19 protein-coding genes, 1 other RNA gene and 1 pseudogene are annotated in these 21075 nt (G+C 57.4%); 14 read left to right on the forward strand and 7 right to left on the reverse strand.

Going from position 1 to position 21075, the window contains the following annotated elements; genetic code table 11:
* Positions 1 to 5: 5 nt before the first annotated feature.
* Positions 6 to 410, reverse strand: a complete 405-nt coding sequence (gene fur / locus KVQ74_RS10800) for a ferric iron uptake transcriptional regulator (RefSeq protein ID WP_064119476.1) — start codon at positions 408 to 410, stop codon at positions 6 to 8.
* Between the two features lie 97 nt (positions 411 to 507).
* On the opposite strand from fur, the gene KVQ74_RS10805 reads away from it, so the two are divergent.
* Positions 508 to 1035, forward strand: a complete 528-nt coding sequence (locus KVQ74_RS10805; RefSeq protein WP_217831054.1) for an outer membrane protein assembly factor BamE — start codon at positions 508 to 510, stop codon at positions 1033 to 1035.
* A gap of 60 nt (positions 1036 to 1095) precedes the next feature.
* Here KVQ74_RS10805 and KVQ74_RS10810 read toward each other — a convergent pair whose 3' ends face one another.
* The 3 genes from KVQ74_RS10810 to KVQ74_RS10820 are packed head-to-tail and all read right to left on the reverse strand — an operon-like array spanning position 1096 to position 3248.
* The gene (locus tag KVQ74_RS10810) at positions 1096 to 1410 is read right to left on the reverse strand and encodes an RnfH family protein (RefSeq protein ID WP_217831055.1); all 315 of its coding nucleotides are present in this window, start codon (positions 1408 to 1410) and stop codon (positions 1096 to 1098) included.
* A complete protein-coding gene (locus tag KVQ74_RS10815; protein WP_217831056.1) occupies positions 1403 to 1837 on the reverse strand; it encodes a type II toxin-antitoxin system RatA family toxin in 435 nt (144 codons plus the stop codon). Before KVQ74_RS10815 ends, KVQ74_RS10810 begins: the two co-directional genes overlap by 8 nt.
* Before the next feature lie 7 nt (positions 1838 to 1844).
* Positions 1845 to 3248 carry a sodium-dependent transporter gene (locus KVQ74_RS10820; protein ID WP_217831057.1) on the reverse strand — a complete coding sequence of 468 codons (1404 nt, stop codon included), beginning with the start codon at positions 3246 to 3248 and terminating at the stop codon, positions 1845 to 1847.
* Between the two features lie 119 nt (positions 3249 to 3367).
* Between KVQ74_RS10820 and smpB the strand changes: the two genes are divergently transcribed.
* Positions 3368 to 3850 carry an SsrA-binding protein SmpB gene (gene smpB / locus KVQ74_RS10825; RefSeq protein WP_217831058.1) on the forward strand — a complete coding sequence of 161 codons (483 nt, stop codon included), beginning with the start codon at positions 3368 to 3370 and terminating at the stop codon, positions 3848 to 3850.
* A 141-nt stretch (positions 3851 to 3991) separates the two neighbouring features.
* On the opposite strand, the gene KVQ74_RS10830 is transcribed toward smpB, so the two are convergent.
* Positions 3992 to 4759: a GntR family transcriptional regulator gene (locus KVQ74_RS10830; protein WP_217831059.1), complete on the reverse strand. Its 768-nt coding sequence runs from the start codon at positions 4757 to 4759 to the stop codon at positions 3992 to 3994.
* Positions 4760 to 5021: 262 nt separating this feature from the next.
* Between KVQ74_RS10830 and KVQ74_RS10835 the strand changes: the two genes are divergently transcribed.
* From KVQ74_RS10835 to KVQ74_RS29290, 12 genes and pseudogenes are all read left to right on the forward strand, one after another.
* Complete coding sequence (locus tag KVQ74_RS10835) at positions 5022 to 6716, forward strand: lactate permease LctP family transporter (protein ID WP_217831060.1); 1695 nt, start codon at positions 5022 to 5024, stop codon at positions 6714 to 6716.
* Positions 6717 to 6866: 150 nt separating this feature from the next.
* Positions 6867 to 7691 carry a (Fe-S)-binding protein gene (locus KVQ74_RS10840; RefSeq protein ID WP_217831061.1) on the forward strand — a complete coding sequence of 275 codons (825 nt, stop codon included), beginning with the start codon at positions 6867 to 6869 and terminating at the stop codon, positions 7689 to 7691.
* Positions 7688 to 9142 carry a LutB/LldF family L-lactate oxidation iron-sulfur protein gene (locus KVQ74_RS10845; RefSeq protein ID WP_217831062.1) on the forward strand — a complete coding sequence of 485 codons (1455 nt, stop codon included), beginning with the start codon at positions 7688 to 7690 and terminating at the stop codon, positions 9140 to 9142. The genes KVQ74_RS10840 and KVQ74_RS10845 overlap by 4 nt, the downstream gene beginning before the upstream one ends.
* Positions 9142 to 9813 carry a LutC/YkgG family protein gene (locus KVQ74_RS10850; protein WP_217831063.1) on the forward strand — a complete coding sequence of 224 codons (672 nt, stop codon included), beginning with the start codon at positions 9142 to 9144 and terminating at the stop codon, positions 9811 to 9813. The genes KVQ74_RS10845 and KVQ74_RS10850 overlap by 1 nt, the downstream gene beginning before the upstream one ends.
* Entirely contained in the window at positions 9810 to 12620 is a 2811-nt protein-coding gene (locus tag KVQ74_RS10855) for an FAD-binding and (Fe-S)-binding domain-containing protein (protein ID WP_217831064.1), read from the forward strand. Before KVQ74_RS10850 ends, KVQ74_RS10855 begins: the two co-directional genes overlap by 4 nt.
* Positions 12621 to 12749: 129 nt before the next feature.
* Positions 12750 to 13031: a hypothetical protein gene (locus KVQ74_RS10860; RefSeq protein ID WP_217831065.1), complete on the forward strand. Its 282-nt coding sequence runs from the start codon at positions 12750 to 12752 to the stop codon at positions 13029 to 13031.
* A gap of 96 nt (positions 13032 to 13127) precedes the next feature.
* Positions 13128 to 13517: a transfer-messenger RNA gene (gene ssrA, locus KVQ74_RS10865) on the forward strand.
* 186 nt (positions 13518 to 13703) lie between these two features.
* A pseudogene (locus tag KVQ74_RS10870) lies at positions 13704 to 14887 on the forward strand (tyrosine-type recombinase/integrase).
* 905 nt (positions 14888 to 15792) lie between these two features.
* Positions 15793 to 17160, forward strand: coding sequence for a YfjI family protein (locus KVQ74_RS10875; RefSeq protein WP_217831066.1), 1368 nt, complete (start codon positions 15793 to 15795; stop codon positions 17158 to 17160).
* Complete coding sequence (locus KVQ74_RS10880) at positions 17144 to 17503, forward strand: hypothetical protein (protein ID WP_217831121.1); 360 nt, start codon at positions 17144 to 17146, stop codon at positions 17501 to 17503. The genes KVQ74_RS10875 and KVQ74_RS10880 overlap by 17 nt, the downstream gene beginning before the upstream one ends.
* On the forward strand, positions 17481 to 18461 hold the full coding sequence (locus KVQ74_RS10885) for an integrase domain-containing protein (RefSeq protein WP_217831067.1): 981 nt from the start codon (positions 17481 to 17483) through the stop codon (positions 18459 to 18461). Before KVQ74_RS10880 ends, KVQ74_RS10885 begins: the two co-directional genes overlap by 23 nt.
* Positions 18458 to 18733, forward strand: coding sequence for a hypothetical protein (locus KVQ74_RS29290; protein ID WP_225929946.1), 276 nt, complete (start codon positions 18458 to 18460; stop codon positions 18731 to 18733). Before KVQ74_RS10885 ends, KVQ74_RS29290 begins: the two co-directional genes overlap by 4 nt.
* Before the next feature lie 113 nt (positions 18734 to 18846).
* Here the strand turns inward: KVQ74_RS29290 and KVQ74_RS10890 are convergent, their stop codons facing one another.
* Positions 18847 to 20229: an HsdM family class I SAM-dependent methyltransferase gene (locus KVQ74_RS10890; RefSeq protein WP_217831068.1), complete on the reverse strand. Its 1383-nt coding sequence runs from the start codon at positions 20227 to 20229 to the stop codon at positions 18847 to 18849.
* Entirely contained in the window at positions 20226 to 20810 is a 585-nt protein-coding gene (locus KVQ74_RS10895; RefSeq protein WP_217831069.1) for a restriction endonuclease subunit S, read from the reverse strand. The genes KVQ74_RS10890 and KVQ74_RS10895 overlap by 4 nt, the downstream gene beginning before the upstream one ends.
* Positions 20811 to 21075 lie beyond the last annotated feature (265 nt).

Consider the following 21075-nt stretch of genomic DNA (forward strand, 5'->3'; position numbering starts at 1 on the left):
CTTACTTACTTTTTCTTGCGGACGTACAGCACCAGATTGTGATCCACCAACTCAACACCGTGCTCCTCGGCGATCGCCTTCTGGAGTTTTTCGATTTCGATGCTGACGAATTCGACAACCTCACCGGTTTCCACGTTGACCATATGGTCGTGGTGGCCACCGTCGGCCAATTCGAATACCGCATGGCCGCCGTCGAAGTTGTGACGGACCACGAGGCCAGCCGCTTCGAACTGGGTCAGAACACGGTAAACCGTGGCCAGACCGACGTCCTCACCGGCTTCCATCAACGCCTTGTAGACGTCTTCGGCACTCATGTGACGCTGCTCTGTAGAGTCCAGCATTTGCAGAATCTTGACCCGTGGCAGGGTCACTTTGAGGCCAGCTTTGCGTAGTTCGCTATTTTCAACCATGGTCAGCTTTCTCGCGATGCTGCTTCGCAGCTTCTCTTAATGCGGGTATGATCGGCGTTTACCTTGTCCCAGCCAAGATAGTGGAAGTCGCCCACCGATGCAAAACACCAAGCTCTTGCTAACCAGTTTCACCTTTGTGGGACTGCTCGCACTCGCCGGTTGTTCATTCCCCGGGGTTTACAAAATCGACATCCAGCAGGGCAATGTCGTCACGCAGGACATGATAGACCAGTTACGCCCGGGAATGACCCGGCCACAAGTACGGTTTATCATGGGCAACCCTCTGCTGACCGACACGTTCCATGCCAATCGCTGGGATTATCTGTACAGCCTGCAACCTGGCGGCGGTGAACGCCAACAGGAACGCATCAGCGTCATTTTCAACTCGAACGACCAGCTTGTCAGCCTGTCCGGTGACTTCATGCCGGGCGTGAGTCGTGACGAAGCCATTCTCGGCAAGGAAAGTGGCACTAACGTGACCGCCCCTGCTGAAAACGCCGAGAAGCCAAAACCGGAAAAACCGGTCAAGCCAGGCTCCTTGCTGGATCAGATCCAGAAGGACGTGGATGGTGTGGAAACCGTTCCGGTTCCGACACCAGAGCCGCTGGAGACCTCGCCGCAATAATTTGCGACGCAATAAAAAACCCGGAAATTCCGGGTTTTTTATTGCCTGATTTTCAGCGACTCACTGATTTCGGGCCTTCGCTTCAGCCGCCCTGGCGGCCCGCAGGCGCCGCACTTCCTTCGGATCAGCCAGCAATGGCCGGTAGATCTCGATGCGATCCCCGTCCTGAATCACCCGAACATCCGGATCGGCAATCACCTTGCCGAAAATCCCCAGTGGGCACTGGCTCAAATCCAGCTCGGGAAATTCGGCATCCATAGCGGACGCGAGCAATGCAGCCCGCACCGTGGAGCCCTCAGCCACGCTGATCGTCCGCAACACCTGACGATCAACCGCCGCGTACACAACTTCGACTTCGATCACGGCCTCAACCATGCATCTGCTTGGCACGCTGGCAGAACGCGTCTACCAGGGTGTTGGCGGCCTGATTGAACAGCGGCCCGAGGGTGGCACGCACCAACGGCCCGGCGTAGTCGAACGACAGATCCAGACTGATCTTGCAGGCCTTTTCATTCAATGCCTTGAACACCCAGACGCCATGCAATTGAGTGAACGGCCCTTCCTCCAGGTTCATTTCGATCGACTGCCCCGGCACCAAGGTATTGCGCGTCACAAAATGCTGACTGAGTCCGCCCTTGGCCACGCCAACGCTGGCGCGCATGAACTCTGGAGAGCTTTCCAGAACCTCGGCGGACGAACACCACGGCAGAAACTCCGGATAGCGCGCCACGTCATTGACGAGGTCATAGAGGAATTGCGCCGGGTACGGCAGCAGCGCGGATCGTTGAATATGTGTCGTCATGTAAGCGTCACTTCCAGAGCTGGGCGGCAAACACTACAAGAATGCCGATTGGCGCCACATAGCGCATCAAGAACAGAGACAGGGCGAACAATGCCGGACTGCGCATCGACAACTCATCGCGCACCGCTTCACGCCCCATCACCCAACCGGCAAACAGCACGAAACACAATCCGCCGAGCGGCAACATGATCCGCGAGGTGAAGAAGTCGACCACGCCGAAGAAGTCCAGACCGCTCTTCGCACCCCATTGGTAGAGATGGAACAGGCCGTCTTCGTTCACGAAAAATTTGGCTTCCTTCCAGATATTGAAGGAAAACACTGTACCCAGACCTACGAACCAGCAGCTGAAGGCCAGCCAGAAGGTGACCCAGGCGCGGCTGATTTTTGTGCGCTCAACCAGATACGCCACCATCGGCTCGAGCAGGGAAATCGCCGAACTCCACGCCGCCACCGCCACCAGCACGAAGAACACCACGCCCATCAACTGCCCGAACGCCACGTTACCGAACGCGAATGGCAGGCTGACGAACATCAGGCCCGGACCTTCGCTCGGGTTCAGGCCGGCGGCGAACACAATCGGGAACAACGCCAAGCCCGCCACCAGCGAAATAAAGGTGTCGAGCAGCGCAATGCCGACGACCGTCCCGGTCATCGACGAATGTTTAGGCATATAGGCGCCGTAGATCATGATCGACCCCACACCGACGCTCAGCGAGAAGAACGCGTGCCCCATCGCCGGCAGCAAGCCGTCGAGGACCTTTTCCGGGTGGAAGTCGAACATGAAATGCATGCCTTCCATGAAATGCCCGGTGGTCATGCTGTACCCCAGCAACACCAGAACCATCACGAACAGCAGCGGCATCATGATGCGCAGGCTGCGCTCGAGCCCGGCCACCACGCCTTTGGCGATCACCACGGCCGACAGCAGCATGAAAACTGTGTGCCAAAGTGTCAGACGCCATGGATCGGCGATGACATTTCCGAAATAAGCCCCGACCTGATCGGCGGACACGCCCTGGAAGTCACCACGCCCCATGTCGATGATGTAATCCAGCGACCAGCCGCCCACCACGCTATAGAAAGACAGGATCAGCAGCGCCGTGATCATCCCGGCAAATGCGCCCCACGACCACTTGGCCGAGTGTCCGGCCTCCAGCGCCAGCGTCTTCAGGGCGTTGGCCGGACTTTGCCGGGCGCGCCGGCCGATCAGGGTTTCGGCGAGCATCACCGGGATCCCGATCAGCGCGATGCAGGCCAGAAACATCAGCACGAAGGCGCCACCGCCGTAGACCCCGACCATGTACGGGAATTTCCAGATGCTGCCCAGTCCCACGGCCGAACCGGTCGCGGCGAGTATGAATACCCAGCGGCTAGCCCAACTGCCGTGGACAGAAACCTTGTCTGTCGACATCGTTTATCACGCCCAAGCGTTAGAAAAAGAGGCCGCATTGTCCGGGATTCACTCAACCTGCTCAAGCACGCAGCATCACCGTAGCCGACGACCATTTATCTCCATATAATGCCGCCCCTATGGCTAAACAGAAGAAACACCCAACAGGAACCATCGCGCAGAACAAAAAGGCGCGACACGATTACTTCATCGAGCACAAGTTCGAGGCTGGTCTGGTTCTGGCCGGCTGGGAAGTAAAAAGTCTGCGGGCGAGCAAGCTGCAACTGGTCGACAGTTACGTGCTGCTCAAGGATGGCGAAGCGTGGCTGCTCGGCAGTCACATCACGCCTCTGATGACCGCCAGTACCCACGTCATCGCCGACCCGGTGCGCACCCGCAAACTGTTGCTCAACCGCCGGGAGCTGGAAAAGCTTTCCGCGGCCGTGCAGCAGAAGGGTTATGCCTGTGTCTGCCTGTCCTTCTACTGGAGCAAGCACATGGTCAAGTGCGAGATTGCTCTGGGCAAGGGCAAGAAGGAATACGACAAGCGTGACACCGAGCGCGAACGCGACGCGGGTCGCGAGTTGCAGCGTGCGGTGCGCAACAAGGGCAAGGAAGACTGATTTCCGCTGCCCCTGAAGCGCATTCGCGAGCAAGCCCGCTCCCACGCCCTTGGAGCTGACCGAGTTATCGGCCAGACGCCGAAAACTGTGGGAGCGGGCTTGTTCGCCAAGCGATGTCACGTCAATCCGCGAACGACTTGATCACATCCCCTTGCGCCGCTCCGCCCGAGCCACGCGCTGCACTTCCTGACGCACTTCTTCCAGCACTTCCTGCACATACAGAATGTGCCGGCTGGACACCTCCCGCGCCTGCTCCGCATGGCCCTCCATGATCGCCAGATACAGTTCCCGATGCTGAGTGATCAGCATGTCGCGGGTTTCGGTGCGCTGCTTGTACATGCCGCCGATGTTGGTCACCACGTTGCGCTTGAGCAGATCGAACAGACCGCGAATGGTGTGCAGCAGCACCGCGTTATGACTCGCTTCGGCGATTGCCATGTGAAATTTCGCATCCGCCGCGCCCTCTTCCGCCCGGCTCACTTCATCATGTCGCGCGTAGCAATCCTGAAGCTCTTCGAACGCTGTCGTGAGGCGTTCACGGTCGACATCGGTTGCGCGCAATGCTGCGTAATAGGCGCACGATGCCTCCAGAGTGTGCCGAAACTCCAGCAGATCGCGCTGCGCGTCGGGATTGCTTTCGAGCAATTGCAGCAGCGGATCGCTGAACGTCGAACCCAGGGTTTCCACCACATAATTGCCGCCGCCCTGGCGACTGACCAGCAACCCCTTGGCCGCCAGCTTCTGAATCGCCTCACGCAACGACGGGCGTGAAACACCGAATTGTTCGGCGAGTGTGCGCTCGGCCGGCAGACGCTCGCCGGACTTCAGCGTGCCCTCGAGGATCATCCCCTCGAGTCGCTCGACAATATCGTCAGACAAACGGCGCTGACGAATCTGATCAAACCCCATAACTCATTTCTCCACGATCCCGACCGCTCGCCGGGCTCTCTATTCTGGCTCATCCGCGCCTTGCCGACACCTGCCAGACGACATCCGCAAAACCAGATCAGATCCGCCTCTGCACCGGTTATTCGACAAAAGTTTCAGGGCGGCAAATTGACACACCGATATCAAGGCTTTTACCCTAGCCAACAGCGATTGTAAATTGGTCTTACCAATTATCCAAGAACGCTGACAGTGCCTGACCAACAACAATTAGGGGCCACCCCATATGCAAACCTGGCAACAGCTCTACAGCCCGCTCGGCAGTCTCGGCGTGTCCGCACTCGCGGCCGTCATCCCCATCGTGTTCTTCTTCCTCGCCCTGGCGGTGTTCCGCCTCAAGGGCCATGTCGCTGGCAGCATCACGCTGGCGCTGGCCATTCTCGTGGCAATCTTCGCGTTCAAGATGCCGGTCGACATGGCGCTCGCCGCCGCTGGATATGGCTTCGCCTATGGTCTGTGGCCGATTGCCTGGATCATTGTCGCGGCGGTGTTCCTGTACAAACTGACGGTCAAGAGCGGCCAGTTCGAAGTCATCCGCAGCTCGGTGCTGTCGATCACTGACGATCAGCGTCTGCAAGTTCTGCTGATCGGGTTTTGCTTCGGCGCGTTCCTGGAAGGTGCCGCCGGCTTCGGCGCACCGGTGGCAATCACGGCCGCCCTGCTGGTCGGCCTGGGCTTCAACCCGCTGTACGCCGCCGGCCTGTGCCTGATTGCCAACACTGCGCCCGTAGCGTTTGGCGCCCTGGGGATTCCGATCATCGTCGCCGGTCAGGTCACCGGGATCGACGCATTCAAGATCGGCGCCATGACCGGCCGCCAACTGCCGCTGCTGTCGCTGTTCGTACCGTTCTGGCTGGTGTTCATGATGGACGGTCTGCGCGGCGTGCGCGAAACCTGGCCGGCAGCACTGGTAGCAGGCCTGAGCTTTGCGGTGACCCAATACTTCACCTCGAACTTCATCGGCCCGGAACTGCCGGACATCACTTCGGCGCTGGCCAGCCTGATCTGCCTGACCCTGTTCCTCAAAGTCTGGCAACCCAAGCGCGCCGCCGGCCAGCACATTGCCGGCGCCGTGTCGGCCTCCGTGGTCAGCGCCAGCGTCGGCGGTTTCGGCCAGAAGCGCACCACCGTGGCGTCGCCCTACAGCTTCGGGGAAATTTTCAAGGCCTGGTCGCCGTTCCTGATCCTCACCGTGCTGGTCACAATCTGGACCCTCAAGCCGTTCAAGGCGATGTTCGCCGCCGGCGGGTCGATGTACGCCTGGGTCTTCAACTTCGCCATCCCGCACCTTGATCAACTGGTGATCAAGACCGCGCCGATCGTGGCGACTCCGACAGCCATTCCGGCCGTGTTCAAACTCGACCCGATTTCGGCGACCGGCACGGCCATTTTCTTCTCCGCGCTGATCTCGATGCTGGTGCTGAAAATCAATTTCAAAACTGGTCTGACCACTTTGAAAGAAACCTTCTACGAACTGCGCTGGCCCATTCTGTCGATCGGCATGGTGCTGGCGTTTGCCTTCGTCACCAACTACTCCGGCATGTCTTCAACCATGGCCCTGGTACTGGCGGCGACCGGTGCGGCGTTCCCGTTTTTCTCACCGTTCCTAGGCTGGCTGGGGGTGTTCCTCACCGGTTCCGATACCTCGTCCAACGCGCTGTTCAGTTCGCTGCAGGCCACCACCGCGCACCAGATTGGCGTCAACGACACCCTGCTGGTGGCGGCCAATACCAGCGGCGGCGTGACCGGCAAGATGATCTCGCCACAATCGATCGCCGTGGCGTGCGCCGCGACCGGTCTGGTGGGCAAGGAATCGGATCTGTTCCGCTTCACCCTCAAGCACAGCCTATTCTTTGCAACGATTGTCGGCCTGATCACCCTGGCTCAGGCCTACTGGTTCACCGGCATGCTGGTGCATTGAGACTACAAGCGACATTGAAATAACCGACGCCTGAGGGAGATTCCGGCGTCAGCAATTCACAACCTGGTCTGTAAGGCTGCTGAAAGCCATTTTCTCTATATTCAGCAGCCTCAGCGGACGGATAACCGGGACAACCCGGAGACACGCCTGATGAGCGAGCTTTTTTACAACGCCGTGCCCAATGCGACCCGTGTCGCACCACCACTGCCCGAACCCCGGCAATACCCCAGCGAGAAGCCGTCGCGGGTCTATCTGTTCGGGACGTGCGTGGTCGACCTGTTTTACCCCGAAGCCGGGATGGACGCGATCCACCTGCTGGAGCGCGAGGGCATTCGGGTCGACTACCCGCAAGGGCAGAGTTGCTGCGGACAACCGGCCTACACCTCGGGTTACACCGAGCAGGCACGGACGGTGGCGCGCTCACAACTGGCGCTGTTTGCCGGTGACTGGCCGGTGGTGGTGCCGTCAGGTTCCTGCGCCGGCATGATCCGCGAGCACTACGCCGATCTGTTCAAGGACGAGCCGCAAACGTTGCAACAGGTTCAGGCCCTCGCGGCACGAACCTATGAACTGGCCGAGTTCCTGTTGTTTGTCTGCAAGGTGCAGCTCAAGGACAGCGGCGCTCCGGTCAAAGTGGCGCTGCACACTTCGTGTTCGGCCCGGCGGGAAATGAACACCCACCTGCACGGCCGCGAGTTGTTGGCGCAGTTGAGCAACGTGGAACGGGTCAACCACGACCATGAAAGCGAATGCTGTGGCTTCGGTGGGACATTCAGCGTCCGTATGCCAGACATTTCCGGCGCAATGGTGGCCGACAAGACCCGGGCGTTGAAGGAATCCGGCGCGCATCAGGTACTCAGTGCCGATTGCGGCTGCCTGATGAACATCAACGGCTCACTGGAAAAACAGAAGGAAGCGCTGCGCGGCCAGCATCTGGCCAGTTTCCTCTGGCAGCGTACCGGAGGTGCCCGATGAGCACTTCCACGATTATTCCTACGGTTGCCGTAGAAGAAGATTTCCGCACCCGGGCACACAACGCCCTGGGTGACCAGCAGTTGCGGAACAACTTCCGCACGGCCATGGACTCACTGATGACCAAGCGGGCAGCCGCTTTCAGTGATGCCCATGAACGAGAACACCTGCGCGCACTGGGCAATGCGATCAAGGCCCGCGCGCTCTCCAAGTTGCCCGACCTGCTCGAGCAACTGGAACAGAACCTGACCCGCAACGGTGTGACAGTGCACTGGGCGGAAACGGTGGACGAGGCCAATGGCATCGTTCTTTCGATCATCCGTGCTCACGAGGCGCGGCAAGTGATCAAGGGCAAATCGATGGTCAGCGAAGAGATGGAGATGAACCATTTCCTCGAGGCTCGGGACATTGAATGTCTGGAGTCCGACATGGGGGAGTACATCGTCCAGCTCGACCACGAGAAGCCTTCTCACATAATCATGCCGGCAATCCACAAGAATGCCGGTCAGGTCGCGTCCTTGTTCCACGACAAACTTGGCGTGGAGTACACCAAGGACGTTGACCAACTCATTCAGATCGGTCGCAGGGTCCTGCGGCAGAAATTCTTCGAAGCGGACATCGGCGTCTCCGGCGTCAACTTCGCCGTGGCCGAAACCGGCACCCTGCTGCTGGTGGAAAACGAAGGCAACGGGCGCATGACCACCACCGTGCCGCCGGTCCACATCGCCGTCACCGGTATCGAAAAGGTCGTGGAAAACCTGCGCGACGTGGTGCCACTGTTGTCGCTGCTGACCCGCTCGGCGCTGGGCATTCCGATCACCACCTACGTCAACATGATTTCCGGTCCGCGCAAGGAACATGAACTCGACGGCCCCCAGGAAGTGCATCTGGTGCTGCTCGACAACGGTCGCAGCCAGGCCTTCGCCGACAGCGAACTGCGCCAGACCCTGAACTGCATCCGCTGCGGCGCGTGTATGAATCATTGCCCGGTCTATACCCGAATTGGCGGCCACACCTATGGGGAGGTTTACCCGGGGCCTATCGGAAAAATCATCACCCCGCACATGGTCGGTCTGGCGAAGGTTCCGGATCACCCGAGCGCGTCGTCGTTATGCGGGGCCTGTGGTGAAGTCTGTCCGGTGAAGATTCCGATCCCGGCCCTGTTGCGCCGGCTGCGGGAAGAGAACGTCAAGGCGCCGGACGCTCCGCATCAGGTGATGCGCGGCCAGGGCAGCAAGTATTCGCGCAAGGAGCGCTTCATCTGGAACGCCTGGGCGAAGCTCAACAGCTCGCCGCGTTTGTACCGGTTGTTCGTGTTGTGCGCCACGCGCCTGCGCGCCCTGACGCCCAACAATGTCGGCCCATGGACGCAAAACCACAGCGCACCGAAACCCGCCGCCCGCTCACTGCACGACATGGCCCGCGAGCATCTGGCCAAACAGGGAGACCGCTGATGAGCGCCAAGCAAAATATCCTAGGCAAGCTGCGCAAAAGTCTGACCGGCACCACGCCGATTGCCGACAACTTCGATGTCGAGCTGGTGACCCAGCCCTACACCTACAGCGCCGAACAACGCATTCCGCAACTGCGCAAACTGATGGAAGCGGTACACACCGAAATTCATTTGAGCACTGCGGAAGACTGGCCGGTACTGCTCGGACAATTACTGCGCGACCGTCAGTTACCTAGCCTATTGATCGCACCGACTACGCCCCACGGGCAGCAGATCGCACAGCACTGGTCGAATAATCCCGACCTGCCGACGCTGAAGTCCTATGACCGGCCGATGGAAGAGTGGAAAGCCGAACTGTTCAACGACACCCCGGCCAGCCTCACCGGCACCCTCGGTGCCATCGCCGCCACCGGTAGCCTGATTCTCTGGCCGACCCGCGAAGAACCACGCCTCATGAGCCTGGTGCCCACGGTGCATTTCGCCCTGCTCAAGGCCAGTCAGATCCGCGACAACTTCTATCAGGTGCAACAGGAGTTCGAGTGGGCGCAAGGCATGCCGACCAACGCCTTGCTGGTGTCCGGCCCGTCGAAAACCGCTGACATCGAACAAGTGCTGGCCTATGGCGCCCATGGTCCGAAAGATCTGGTGGTATTGATCCTGGAGGACCAATGAGCTTACCGGCGACTTTCCTGCGCGATGCGCAGAACCTGATTCCTGCCGAGCGGCGTTTCGACGATCCACTGTCGACTCTGGCGTTCGGCACCGACGCCAGTTTTTATCGACTGATCCCGAAACTGGTGATCCGCGTCGAGTCCGAAGACGAAGTGGTCACACTGCTGAAACTGGCGCAACGGGATCACGTCCCGGTGACCTTCCGCGCCGCCGGCACCAGCCTTTCCGGGCAGGCCATCAGCGATTCGGTGCTGATCGTGCTTGGGGATAACTGGAACGCACGGGAGATCCGTGGCCAGGGCACCCAGATTCGTCTGCAACCGGGGGTGATCGGCGCTCAGGCCAACGCCTGGCTTGCGCCATTCGGGCGCAAGATCGGCCCGGATCCGGCCTCGATCAACGCCTGCAAGATCGGCGGCATCGTCGCCAACAACGCCAGCGGCATGTGCTGCGGCACCGCACAAAACACCTATCACACCCTGGCCGGCATTCGCCTGGTGCTGGCCGACGGCACCCGTCTCGACACCGAAGACGCCGCCAGTATCGCGGCGTTTCGCACAAGCCACGGCGAGTTGCTGGAGCGTCTGGCGACACTGGGCCGCGAAACCCGCGCCAACGCCGAACTGGCCGCACGAATCCGCCACAAATACCGTCTGAAAAATACCACCGGCCTGTCACTCAATGCCCTGGTGGATTTCGATGAGCCTGTGGATATCTTGAGCCACTTGCTGGTCGGCTCCGAAGGCACCCTCGGTTTCATCAGCGCGGTCACTTACGACACCGTAGTCGATCACCCGAACAAGGCCTCGGCGCTGATCGTGTTCCCCGATGTGGAAACCTGCTGCAACGCAGTCACGGTGCTGAAAGGCCAACCGGTGTCGGCGGTCGAACTGCTGGATCGGCGCAGCCTGCGCTCGGTTCAGAACAAACCGGGCATGCCGGATTTCGTACAGCACCTGTCGAACAATGCCTGCGCGCTGCTGATCGAATCCCGCGCCGCGTCTTCCACATTGCTACAGGAACAACTGGCGCACATCATGGCGTCGCTCAGTGAGTTCCAGGTGGAAAAGCAGGTCGACTTCAGCGAAAACCCGGTCGAGAACGCGCGCCTCTGGGCGATCCGCAAGGACACCTTCCCCGCCGTGGGCGCCGTGCGCAAAACCGGAACCACGGTGATCATCGAAGACGTGACCTTCCCGGTGGAGCAACTGGCAATCGGCGTGAACCGGCTGATTGCGTTGTTCGACAAACATGCCTACGACGAAGCAATCCTTTTCGGACACGCGCTGGAGGGCAATCTGCATTTCGTCTTCACCCAAGGCTTCAACAGCGCGGAAGAAGTCGCACGCTATCAGGCGTTCATGGACGACGTGGCGCAACTGGTGGCCGTGGAATTCGGCGGCTCGCTCAAGGCTGAGCATGGCACCGGGCGCAACATGGCGCCGTTTGTCGAACTGGAATGGGGCAGCGACGCCTATCAGTTGATGTGGCAGCTCAAACGCCTGCTCGACCCCAACGGCATCCTCAACCCGGATGTGGTACTCAGCGAAGATCCGCAGATCCACCTCAAACACCTGAAACCGCTGCCGGCCGCCGACGAGATTGTGGATAAGTGCATCGAGTGCGGTTTCTGCGAGCCGGTCTGCCCGTCGAAAGGCCTGACCCTGAGTCCGCGTCAGCGCATCGTGATCTGGCGTGACATTCAGGCCAGAAAACGCGCCGGCATCGACACTTCCGAGCTGGAAAAAGCCTACGAGTACCAAGGCATCGACACCTGCGCCGCGACCGGTTTGTGCGCGCAACGTTGCCCTGTAGGCATCAACACTGGCGAGCTGGTGAAAAAGCTCCGTGGCCGACACGCCACCCATGTGAAAACCGCTAACTGGATCGAAGGAAATTTCGCCACGACCCTGCAAGGCGCACGTTTCACTCTGCATGTGGCCAACGGCGCGCGCATGCTGCTCGGGGCACCGCGTCTGGCGAAGCTTTCCGCGACATTGACGCGTCTGTCCAAAGGCCAGGTGCCGCTATGGACGAACGCAATGCCGCAACCGGAAAAAGCCATTCGCGTCAGCCCCGGCATAGCGGACGAGCGTCCGCGCGTGGTGTATCTGGCAGCCTGCGTTTCGCGGGTGATGGGGCCGGCGGCGGGTGACAAAGAGCAGATGTCGCTGTACGACAAAACCCGTGGCCTGCTGGAAAAGGCTGGCTATCAGGTGGTTTTTCCGGAGAACCAGGACAACCTCTGCTGCGGCCAGCCGTTCGCATCCAAAGGCTACGCCGAACAGGCCGAGCACAAGCGCCAGGAACTGATCAGCGCTTTATTACACGCCAGTCGCGGCGGGATCGATCCGATCTATTGCGACACCAGCCCCTGCACCTTGCGCCTGGTGCAGGATGTGGGAAATGTTCGCCTGGACCTGTATGACCCGGTGCGTTTTATCCGTACGCATCTGCTTGATCGACTCGATTTCATACCGCAGGAAGCACCGATTGCCGTGCATGTGACGTGCAGCACTCAACACTTGGGCGAAAGCCAGGCATTGATCGATCTGGCGCGCAAGTGCAGCAAAAACGTGGTGATCCCCGAGGGCATTCACTGCTGTGGTTTTGCCGGCGACAAGGGCTTCACCACCCCGGAGCTGAACAGCCACTCGCTGCGTGCGCTCAAGGACGCAGTGCAGCATTGCAGCGAAGGGATTTCCACCAGCCGTACTTGTGAGATCGGTCTGACACAACATGGCGGCATCGACTACCACGGGCTGGTCTATCTGGTGGATCGGGTGACCCGGGCAAAGGCCGTCTGAAGAAAAATAGAACCCTTGAGCACGACGGCAGTCCACAGAACAAGCCCCACAAATCGGGGCTTTTTCCTCCATTCGGTTGCCCGTCCTGACGGCCAGCGAAGTCTGGATCCTCAGTTCAAGGAGATTCATATGAAACGTTCTGTACTGTTAGGTCTGTTCGTTACTGCCTCGATGATGGCCTCCACCTCGTTTGCTGCAAGCAAGCCGGACAGCCTGTGCGAAGCCAATATTCAGACCATCGAGAATGCCAAGGCGCAATATCAGACGTCGACGGATCTCAATTCGCGCGTGACGGCCAGTGTGCAAAAGGCCAAGTCACTCAAAGCCGAAGGCAAGATCGATGATTGCGTCGCGGAAACCCAGCAAACCATTCTGGAAATCAGAAAAACCTCTAATGGTACGAACAACTGACCGAGCGTGCGGCCAACCTTCGGGTTGGCCTCGCCCGCCGTTTGGCGTACACTGCACAGGCTTGTTGCTCAACGAGATGTACGGGGCAATGAGTTCGGGGCCGATTAGGATTCGACGCCGGTGACGAAACTTTAGGTGCATGCCGAGTTGGTAACAGAACTCGTAAATCCACTGTTGCAACTTCTTATAGTTGCCAATGACGACCAATACGGTGCTGCTCTCGCTGCTTAATTGCAGCTGACATGCACTCCTGGTGCCTTCGGGCCCAGCAATCATCAGGGGATGTCTGTAAACCCGAAATGATTGTCATATAGAACAGAATCGCCGTGCAGTACGTTGTGGACGAAGCGGCTAAAACTTACACAACTCGCCCAAAGCACCCTGCCCGTCGGGTCGCTGAGGGTTAACTCAATAGACACGGCTACGCATGTAGTACCGACAGCGGAGCACTGGCGGACGGGGGTTCAAATCCCCCCGGCTCCACCACTTCAACATCTAAAGACGTCCACGGACGTCTTTTTTTGTGCCTGAGATCCAGTGAAATCACGGGCTTCAGAGCCATTGGCTTCCGCAGACGCATTAAGAGTTCCAGGCGTTTTGGTATCCCATTTGGTATCCCGGACCCACCGGTGTTATTTTTGGGATACCAAAACGGTGTCGGAGGTAGCTCTCATGCCTACTAATGCAACCCGCCTCTCAGACCGCCAACTCAAGGCAGTCAAGGCAACAGGAAAAGACTTCGTTCTCACTGACGGCGACGGCCTTCAACTCAGAGTCAGAGCCAGTGGCTCGATGATATGGAATTTCAACTACCGCGAGCCGGTAACCAAAAACCGCCTCAATATGGCGCTAGGCATTGACCCCAAGGCTCACCGCGATGAGCTCAGGCAAGCCAAGCTGGCGAAGACCGAACACACACTCGAGAAGGTGGCCACCGCCTGGTTCGAACTGAAAAAGCATTCCGTCACAACGGCCTACGTCGAAGACATCTGGCGCTCACTCACGCTGCATGTTTTTCCCAGCCTCAAAGCCCCCCCCTCGCAGACATCACCGCCCCCATGATCATCAAGCTCCTACGCCCGATCGAGGCCAAAGGCAGCCTGGAGACGGTCAAGCGACTTTCCCAACGTCTCAACGAAATCATGGCCTACGGCGTCAACTGCGGGCTGGTCTTTGCGAACCCGCTCAGTGGCATTCGGGCAGCCTTCAAGAAACCGCAAAAACAAAACATGGCGGCACTTCCTCCCGAAGAACTACCCGACCTGATGCTGGCGATTGCCAACGCCAGCATCAAACGCATCACCCGCTGCCTGATCGAATGGCAACTGCACACAATGACCCGCCCTGCCGAGGCTGCTGGGACGACCTGGGCAGAAATAGATTTCGAGAAACGCATCTGGACCATTCCAAAGGAGCGCATGAAAAAACGCCGTGCGCACCCCATCCCCCTAAGCGACCAGACGCTCGCGCTGCTAGAGACACTCAAGCCCTACAGCGGCCACCGGGAACATGTATTTCCGGCCGACCGAAATCCGCGTACACACGCAAACAGCCAGACCGCGAACATGGCATTAAAGCGTATGGGCTTCCAGGATCGGTTGGTCAGCCACGGCCTGCGATCAATGGCCAGCACCATCCTCAACGAACATGGATGGGACCCGGAGTTGATTGAAGTCGCACTCGCCCATGTCGACAAAGACGAAGTCCGAAGCGCGTACAACCGAGCGGACTACATCGAGCGAAGACGCCCGATGATGACTTGGTGGAGCGACTACATTCAAAAAGCCGCCACCGGCAATTTGTCGGTGACGGCCATTCATGAAAACAAAAACGGGAACGTCATCCCGTTTCGTTAATCAGTTCCTACTGGCGACAGCGGCGACACTGGCGACAACCCACTTATTTAGCGGTCCTGCGCATGGCGACAAAGCGGCGACCGTCGCCACCATCTGCATCGCCCACAAGCTTTTAAGGCCCAGCCCCTGAGGGCAGGAAGGCTTTGCCTTCCCGTCCTCAGGGGCTCACTTTAAAAACCGACGAACGGCCTACTGTCCATTCAAAACCACCGTCTTCCATACACATCCATCGCCTAAAAACCCCACCCCATACACGGTTGACCACCCTCCGAGCACGCGCTACACCAGAGCCGTAGAGCGCTGTCATCGACAGCATTGCCCAGGTAGCCAGGGATCTTTAAGGCTACGCCCTACAGTGGTGGTCCCAGCCATGCGCGCTCGCTTCCAATTAGGCGCGCAGTCACGCCCAACGTGATCGAAGCCAACTTATCCACAGTGCAAATGCGGCAGCCCACGCCCGTCTCTTTCTCCAGGAAAGAGACGGGCGCCGAAACCACTGCCGCAGCCCTTGCCGGGCAACACATTGCAGCGTTTGTCACTGTGACAATCGGCGTGACAAACCCCGATGTCACCCGCAGCAGCAATGCAGATGATGGTGCCGCAGCCCACGGAATGGACTGCACCTGACTGATAGTCAGGCACGCCCTGGTCATTGCATTACTGCCCGCAACAGACTCAGGATCTCGCGGCGCTGGTCTCGTCAGCCAACGCAGCCTCCACCCGCCCACCGCTATCGGTGCTCAGGAGGCCAGATCATGAGATGCCCAAGCTCTCGGTCGTAAAGAGCCGCCCGTCCCGCGTAAGTGGACAACCCTCACAGGCTGCAGGGGCCTTGATCCCTGATAACACTCAACAACCGTGGCGGGGAGAGTGAGGGAAAAACTCGAAGCACCAGGAGAATGACGATGCAATTGTGCGAAGCGTTCGACCTGCCCCGGCCGCTGCTGGAATACCGGCCCGAGCCACTGGCGTATCCGGTCGAAGCGTTGGGACAGATATTGGGACCAGCCGTCGAACGCATGGCCGAGGTGATCGGCGTGCCCTGCGCCATGGCTGCGCAATCGGTGCTGGCCACTGCCGCCCTGGTGGCCCAGTCGCACGCCAATGTGCATCTCGATGACCGTGTTTATCCGTTGTCCCTGTACATGCTGACGGTGGCATCGTCGGGTGATCGGAAAAGCGCAGTGGATCATCTCGCGCTGGCGGCTGCGCGTGAGTGGGAGCAACGGCAGTGGATGCTGTACTTGGAGCAACTGAAAGCCAATCGCGCCGTCATTCGAGGAAAGCACGACGCTCGTGAGTTATCCGACCCCGTGCCGCCCAGGTTGATCATCGCCGAGCCCACCATTGAGGCACTGATAAAAAACCTATGCCTGGGCTTGCCCAGCATGGGGTTATTCAACGATGAGGGCGGTCAGTTTTTGGGCAGCAGCACAATGAGCAAAGAGAACCAACTCAAGGCCATCACCACCCTGTCAGCGCTCTGGGATGGCAGCCCCATCGACCGGGCGCGCTCCATGCCTGGCGAAAGCCTGCGAGCTTATGATCGTCGCCTCAGTCTGCATCTGATGCTGCAACCTTACCTGGCCAACCAGCTACTCACAGATCGAATGATCAATGGCCAAGGCATTCTTGGGCGCTGCCTGATCAGTTGGCCCGAACGCCTGGTGGGGCGGCGCTTGTACAAGGCCGTCGACCTGACGCGAGATGCCAAAATCCTGCGTTACCAAGCACGTATCACCGATCTGCTGGATAAGCCGATGTCGTTGCACAAGGAAGGTTCACTTAACCCTGACAGGCTGGAACTGACATCCAGAGCGCGCACTGCCTGGATCGATATTCACGACACCATTGAATGCCAATCTGGTGAGTTTGGCGAGCTGTCCGGCGTTCAATCCGTCGCGGGGAAAGCAGCCGCCAACGTACTGCGTATCGCCGGGGTATTGGCGGTGATTGAAGACGCGCATGCAGTGGACGAACCCCATATCCAGCGCGCCTCGACGCTGATGGATTACTACCTGGCCGAAATCCAGCGCCTGACGGAGCAAGAGCCCATCAACACGTTACGCGAGGAGGCGGATCGACTGCTGCGCTGGCTGACACAAAAAGGCTGGACCCAATTTACCGTCCGCGACCTCAATCGCAATGGCCCCCGCTTTGCCCGCAAAAGCAGCCATCACGCCATTACGTTGCTGGTCGAATTGATCTCACATAGCTGGCTGGACTCTCATGACGGAAAGACCTTCGAGGTGCGCCATGTTCCGCCTCAATGATGCGGTGCGCCGTTACCAGGCGCAGCATCAGACCCGACCTGCGTTGCGGAGCGTCACCACTTCCGTCGCCGCCTTGTCGCCATGCTTCAGACCAGCAACTACGCGGGTTGTCGCCAGTGTCGCCGCTGTCGCCACACCCGCCTTAGGGCCTGTCGACATCGGCCAACTGATCCACCAACTGCGCGAAGAGGGAGCAATGCTGCGGCATCAGCAAAACGCCCTGATTATTTGCCCCACACATTGGCACCAGATGCACAAAGTCAGCGTCCACTGGAAAGCGGTGCTGCGCTTTCTGCAAGACACGGAAAACGGTGAAGCCGATGGCATTGGTAGGCCGGCGTGACGGGCGCAACTTTGGCTATGGCCGTCAGCTCAGCTATGCCGGCCCACAAGCGCTGAAAGATATGTTTGGCGGCGGCCACTTCGCTACGGTCAAAGCACACAGTGATCGCTGGCAGGCTTTCGTGAAGTGGTGTCGATCAGCGGACGGCCCAGGTTACAACGACGCCCGCCAGATAGATCGCAGTACCTTGCACAGCTACGCCACGCACCTGCGTCAGCAAATCCAACAAGGTGAAATCTGCATCGCCACCGCGCAGAACCGCCTGAGTAGCGTAAACCGTACCCTCGCAGCACTACGCGGCGACCAGTACATGAAAATCGCCAGCCCGAGTAAGGCACTCGGCATGCAGCGATCAAGCGTACGCACCCGCGCACCGGATGGCCAAGAGCATCAACAACTGAGTCGAGTGATTGAAGCGCTTCGCGAACAGCACCACCACCGCGTCGCTGCGATTATCTGCTTGGCCCGCGCAACCGGCATGCGCTTGCGCGAAACGATCCTGGCTGACCTCCCACGCTTGCAACGTGAGGCTAAACACTTAGGCCGCATCAATATTCAGGATGGGACCAAAGGTGGCAGATCCGGGGCCTCTGCGCCCCGATGGATAGCGGCCGATGAAGAGGTGAAGGCGGCATTGCAAATGGCTTGTCACGCCTCACCGGCCAGCAGCCGCAACTTGCTGGCCCAAGGCGAAAGCTATGCGACTTTTCTGCAGCAGACGGTGCGGCCCGCTCGCGAATTACTAAAGAGGCAGGGGGTGAAGGGGTTTCATGAGTTGCGAGCTGCCTATGCCTGTAAACGTTACGAGCAACTCACCGGCCACGACGCCCCGGTCAATGGTGGTCACTGTTATCGTATGGATCACGACCTTGATCGATGGGCACGACAACGGATCAGTGCTGAGCTCGGGCATAACCGGGTCGATGTGCTGTCGGCCTACATTGGAGGTCGAGCATGACAAAGCCTTTCGATATGGAGCTGTTCCTGAGCGGTTTGCTGACCGGTTCGAAAACCACTCAGCAACGGCACCTACGGCAAGCCAGAATAATGCAAGCCGCCATCAACCAAAGATGGCAGCGAGATAATCCTTGGACATGGCAGAGTAAACATCTGATCTGGTTTCTCACTCAGCATCTGAGAAGCCATTCTGTCACCTCGCGGTATTATTATCAGCTCACAGTCCTATTAATCCGAAAGCGTTTGAGAAAAAATCGCAGAGTACCAACCTAACATTCAGTCAATTTAAATTATGAGAAAACGAGGGATCTAAGGCCAACGCCGCAAGGCAGTTAACTTTAGTGCCATGTTTGAAAACCGCGGAGCTGGCTGTATGCTTTCGCTAGCTAGTGAGTGCTAATTTCGTGCTCAGCCAATAACTCACCGAACTCCCTTTGCAGCTCCGCCAGACGAGCCTCCAACTCTCTCTGCTTTTTAGCCAAATCAGGAAGTTCCATTTTTTGCACTTGCTGAGTTATCACATACCTTGAAATATTTAAAATGTAGCTATTGCTCTCCAGCTCTTCCGTCGTTACGAGTTTAGAGACACCCTCAACCTCTTCAAATTTTTTATATATTTCAAGAGCTGAGTCAAATAGAGACTTTAGCGGTGCGGGAGGACTAGCATCTACATATTTTTCCGCTTCAGCCGCATCAATCAATAGAACAGGTTTATTTTTAACCCCAGGATTTTTTAATACCAAGATAGCCGTTGGTATCCCAGTATATTTTATAACTCCACCAGGCAGAGAAATTACAGCCTCGATGATTCCGGCCTGCACAATTTTCGTCCGAATGCCTTCTTCGACCCCACCTCGAAAAAGAACGCCATTAGGAACTAGCACGGCAGCGCGCCCATCCGGCTTAAGAGATTTTATAATCATCTGCAAAAAAGCGAAGTCAGCATTGCGTGGAGGAGGCAAGCCGAAATCCAAATATGAGCAAATATTACCTCTCTGATAGCTATCTGTAGCAAGTGAAAACGGAGGATTAGCAAGTACTATATCGTAAGCAGAAACCTCCAGACTTTGGAGGGAGTCTGATACACGAATATCGCCATCAGTAATTCCATGCACAATGCAATTTATTCTTGCAATCCGCGCAGCTGATAAGTTTATTTCTCTACCGTGGATCTGAACGGGAGTACGACTGTCAGATTTCAACGCTTTGTTATTGGCCGAAATTAAGAAACCACCGGACCCACAGGTAGGGTCGTATACACTTTCCCCTCCTTTTGGCTCGACAAGTTCAACCATAATTTCCACTAACTCACGTGGGGTATACGCCTCGCCAGCCCTCTTTCCCTCTGCCTCTGAAAAATCCTGAATTATTTTCTCAAAGCAATCGCCAGCGACAGAGGGAAACTCACTACTTGAAACTACGCTGTAGAGGTTGATACAAGCCTGCCTAAAGTCGGAAGCATTTGCCTTTCCCGCACGTGTTATTAAGTGCTCTATGGTTTCTGTAAGACCCAGCTCGCGATTATAAAAAACATCAACCCGTTCAGCAGCTAACAGAAGCTCAGAAAAAAAATCCTCTCTACAAGCCGTAGACATTGGCTGTAAACAGGATGAATCGACATTACTTATGAGATCACGCCGATGAGATGATATAAAAAAAACAAAAAAAACGCTAACAAAAAAGTCTTTGTATTCTTGAGTATCGAGATTTGTATTTGAACGCAGTTCCGAAATTATCGCGCTTATGTACGATTGATTCAGCTTGCTCATGATTGGCCTCCCATAACCTGAACACAGAAAGCATCTAGCAGTTCTTCACCGTTTCTAGCAAGTGATTCCAGGACCTGTTTTTGACATATCCAGTTTCTGTAGGCTTTAGCTATCTTTAACTGAGCGCCTAAATTTGGCAGCGGCACTGAGAGATCTGATAAATCTTTTAGCCCCACGTTTGAGATGACACTACCTGCTTTAAGACGCGATATTTGGGAGTGCCCCTCGCTAGAGTTAAGATACCAGCATATATAGCCCGAATTAACACCAACCTCTGGCGCACTCAGAATAGCTACTTGATTCGTAGTAATAATAGACTGATCACTAGGTAGCTCAAGCAAGACGGCCTCTATTCGATTCCCACGAAGAGGAATGAGAATATCATCAGAGCGCAATGTTTTTTTTGCTTTACCTGGTTCTACGGCCGCAAAAGGAAGAATAGAAAAGTCGACGCCTCCTTCGCGAATATCTTTTATCTGGACTACTTTATACCCGTCGCTGCGACTGGCATCTTCTGCCTTACCTCTGAAGGTATGCCCTGCGCGGACTTCCATAATTTCGGATAGTTTTTTAATATTCAATGTTGTCTACCCGTTTTCATTGGTTGTTCTAAGTGAGAGTTTACCTCAATGTACATCGTGGAGCCTGCGCCAGATCCCAACACCGTGTGCTCGTAGGAGACGTTGAAGTTCTGAAGCAGACACAACCAAGGTATGATGACACCCAAGATCTTAGCTTTTTTCATTGTGATCCCCTTATGACACCGAAGCAGTACCAACAGTACTGCTCAATGCGAGAAAATATACCCCAGCCCCGCTCGCAGGTCAACAGTATCATCGGTACTGC

It is taken from the genome of Pseudomonas botevensis (assembly GCF_019145475.1).
Classification (GTDB): domain Bacteria; phylum Pseudomonadota; class Gammaproteobacteria; order Pseudomonadales; family Pseudomonadaceae; genus Aquipseudomonas; species Aquipseudomonas botevensis.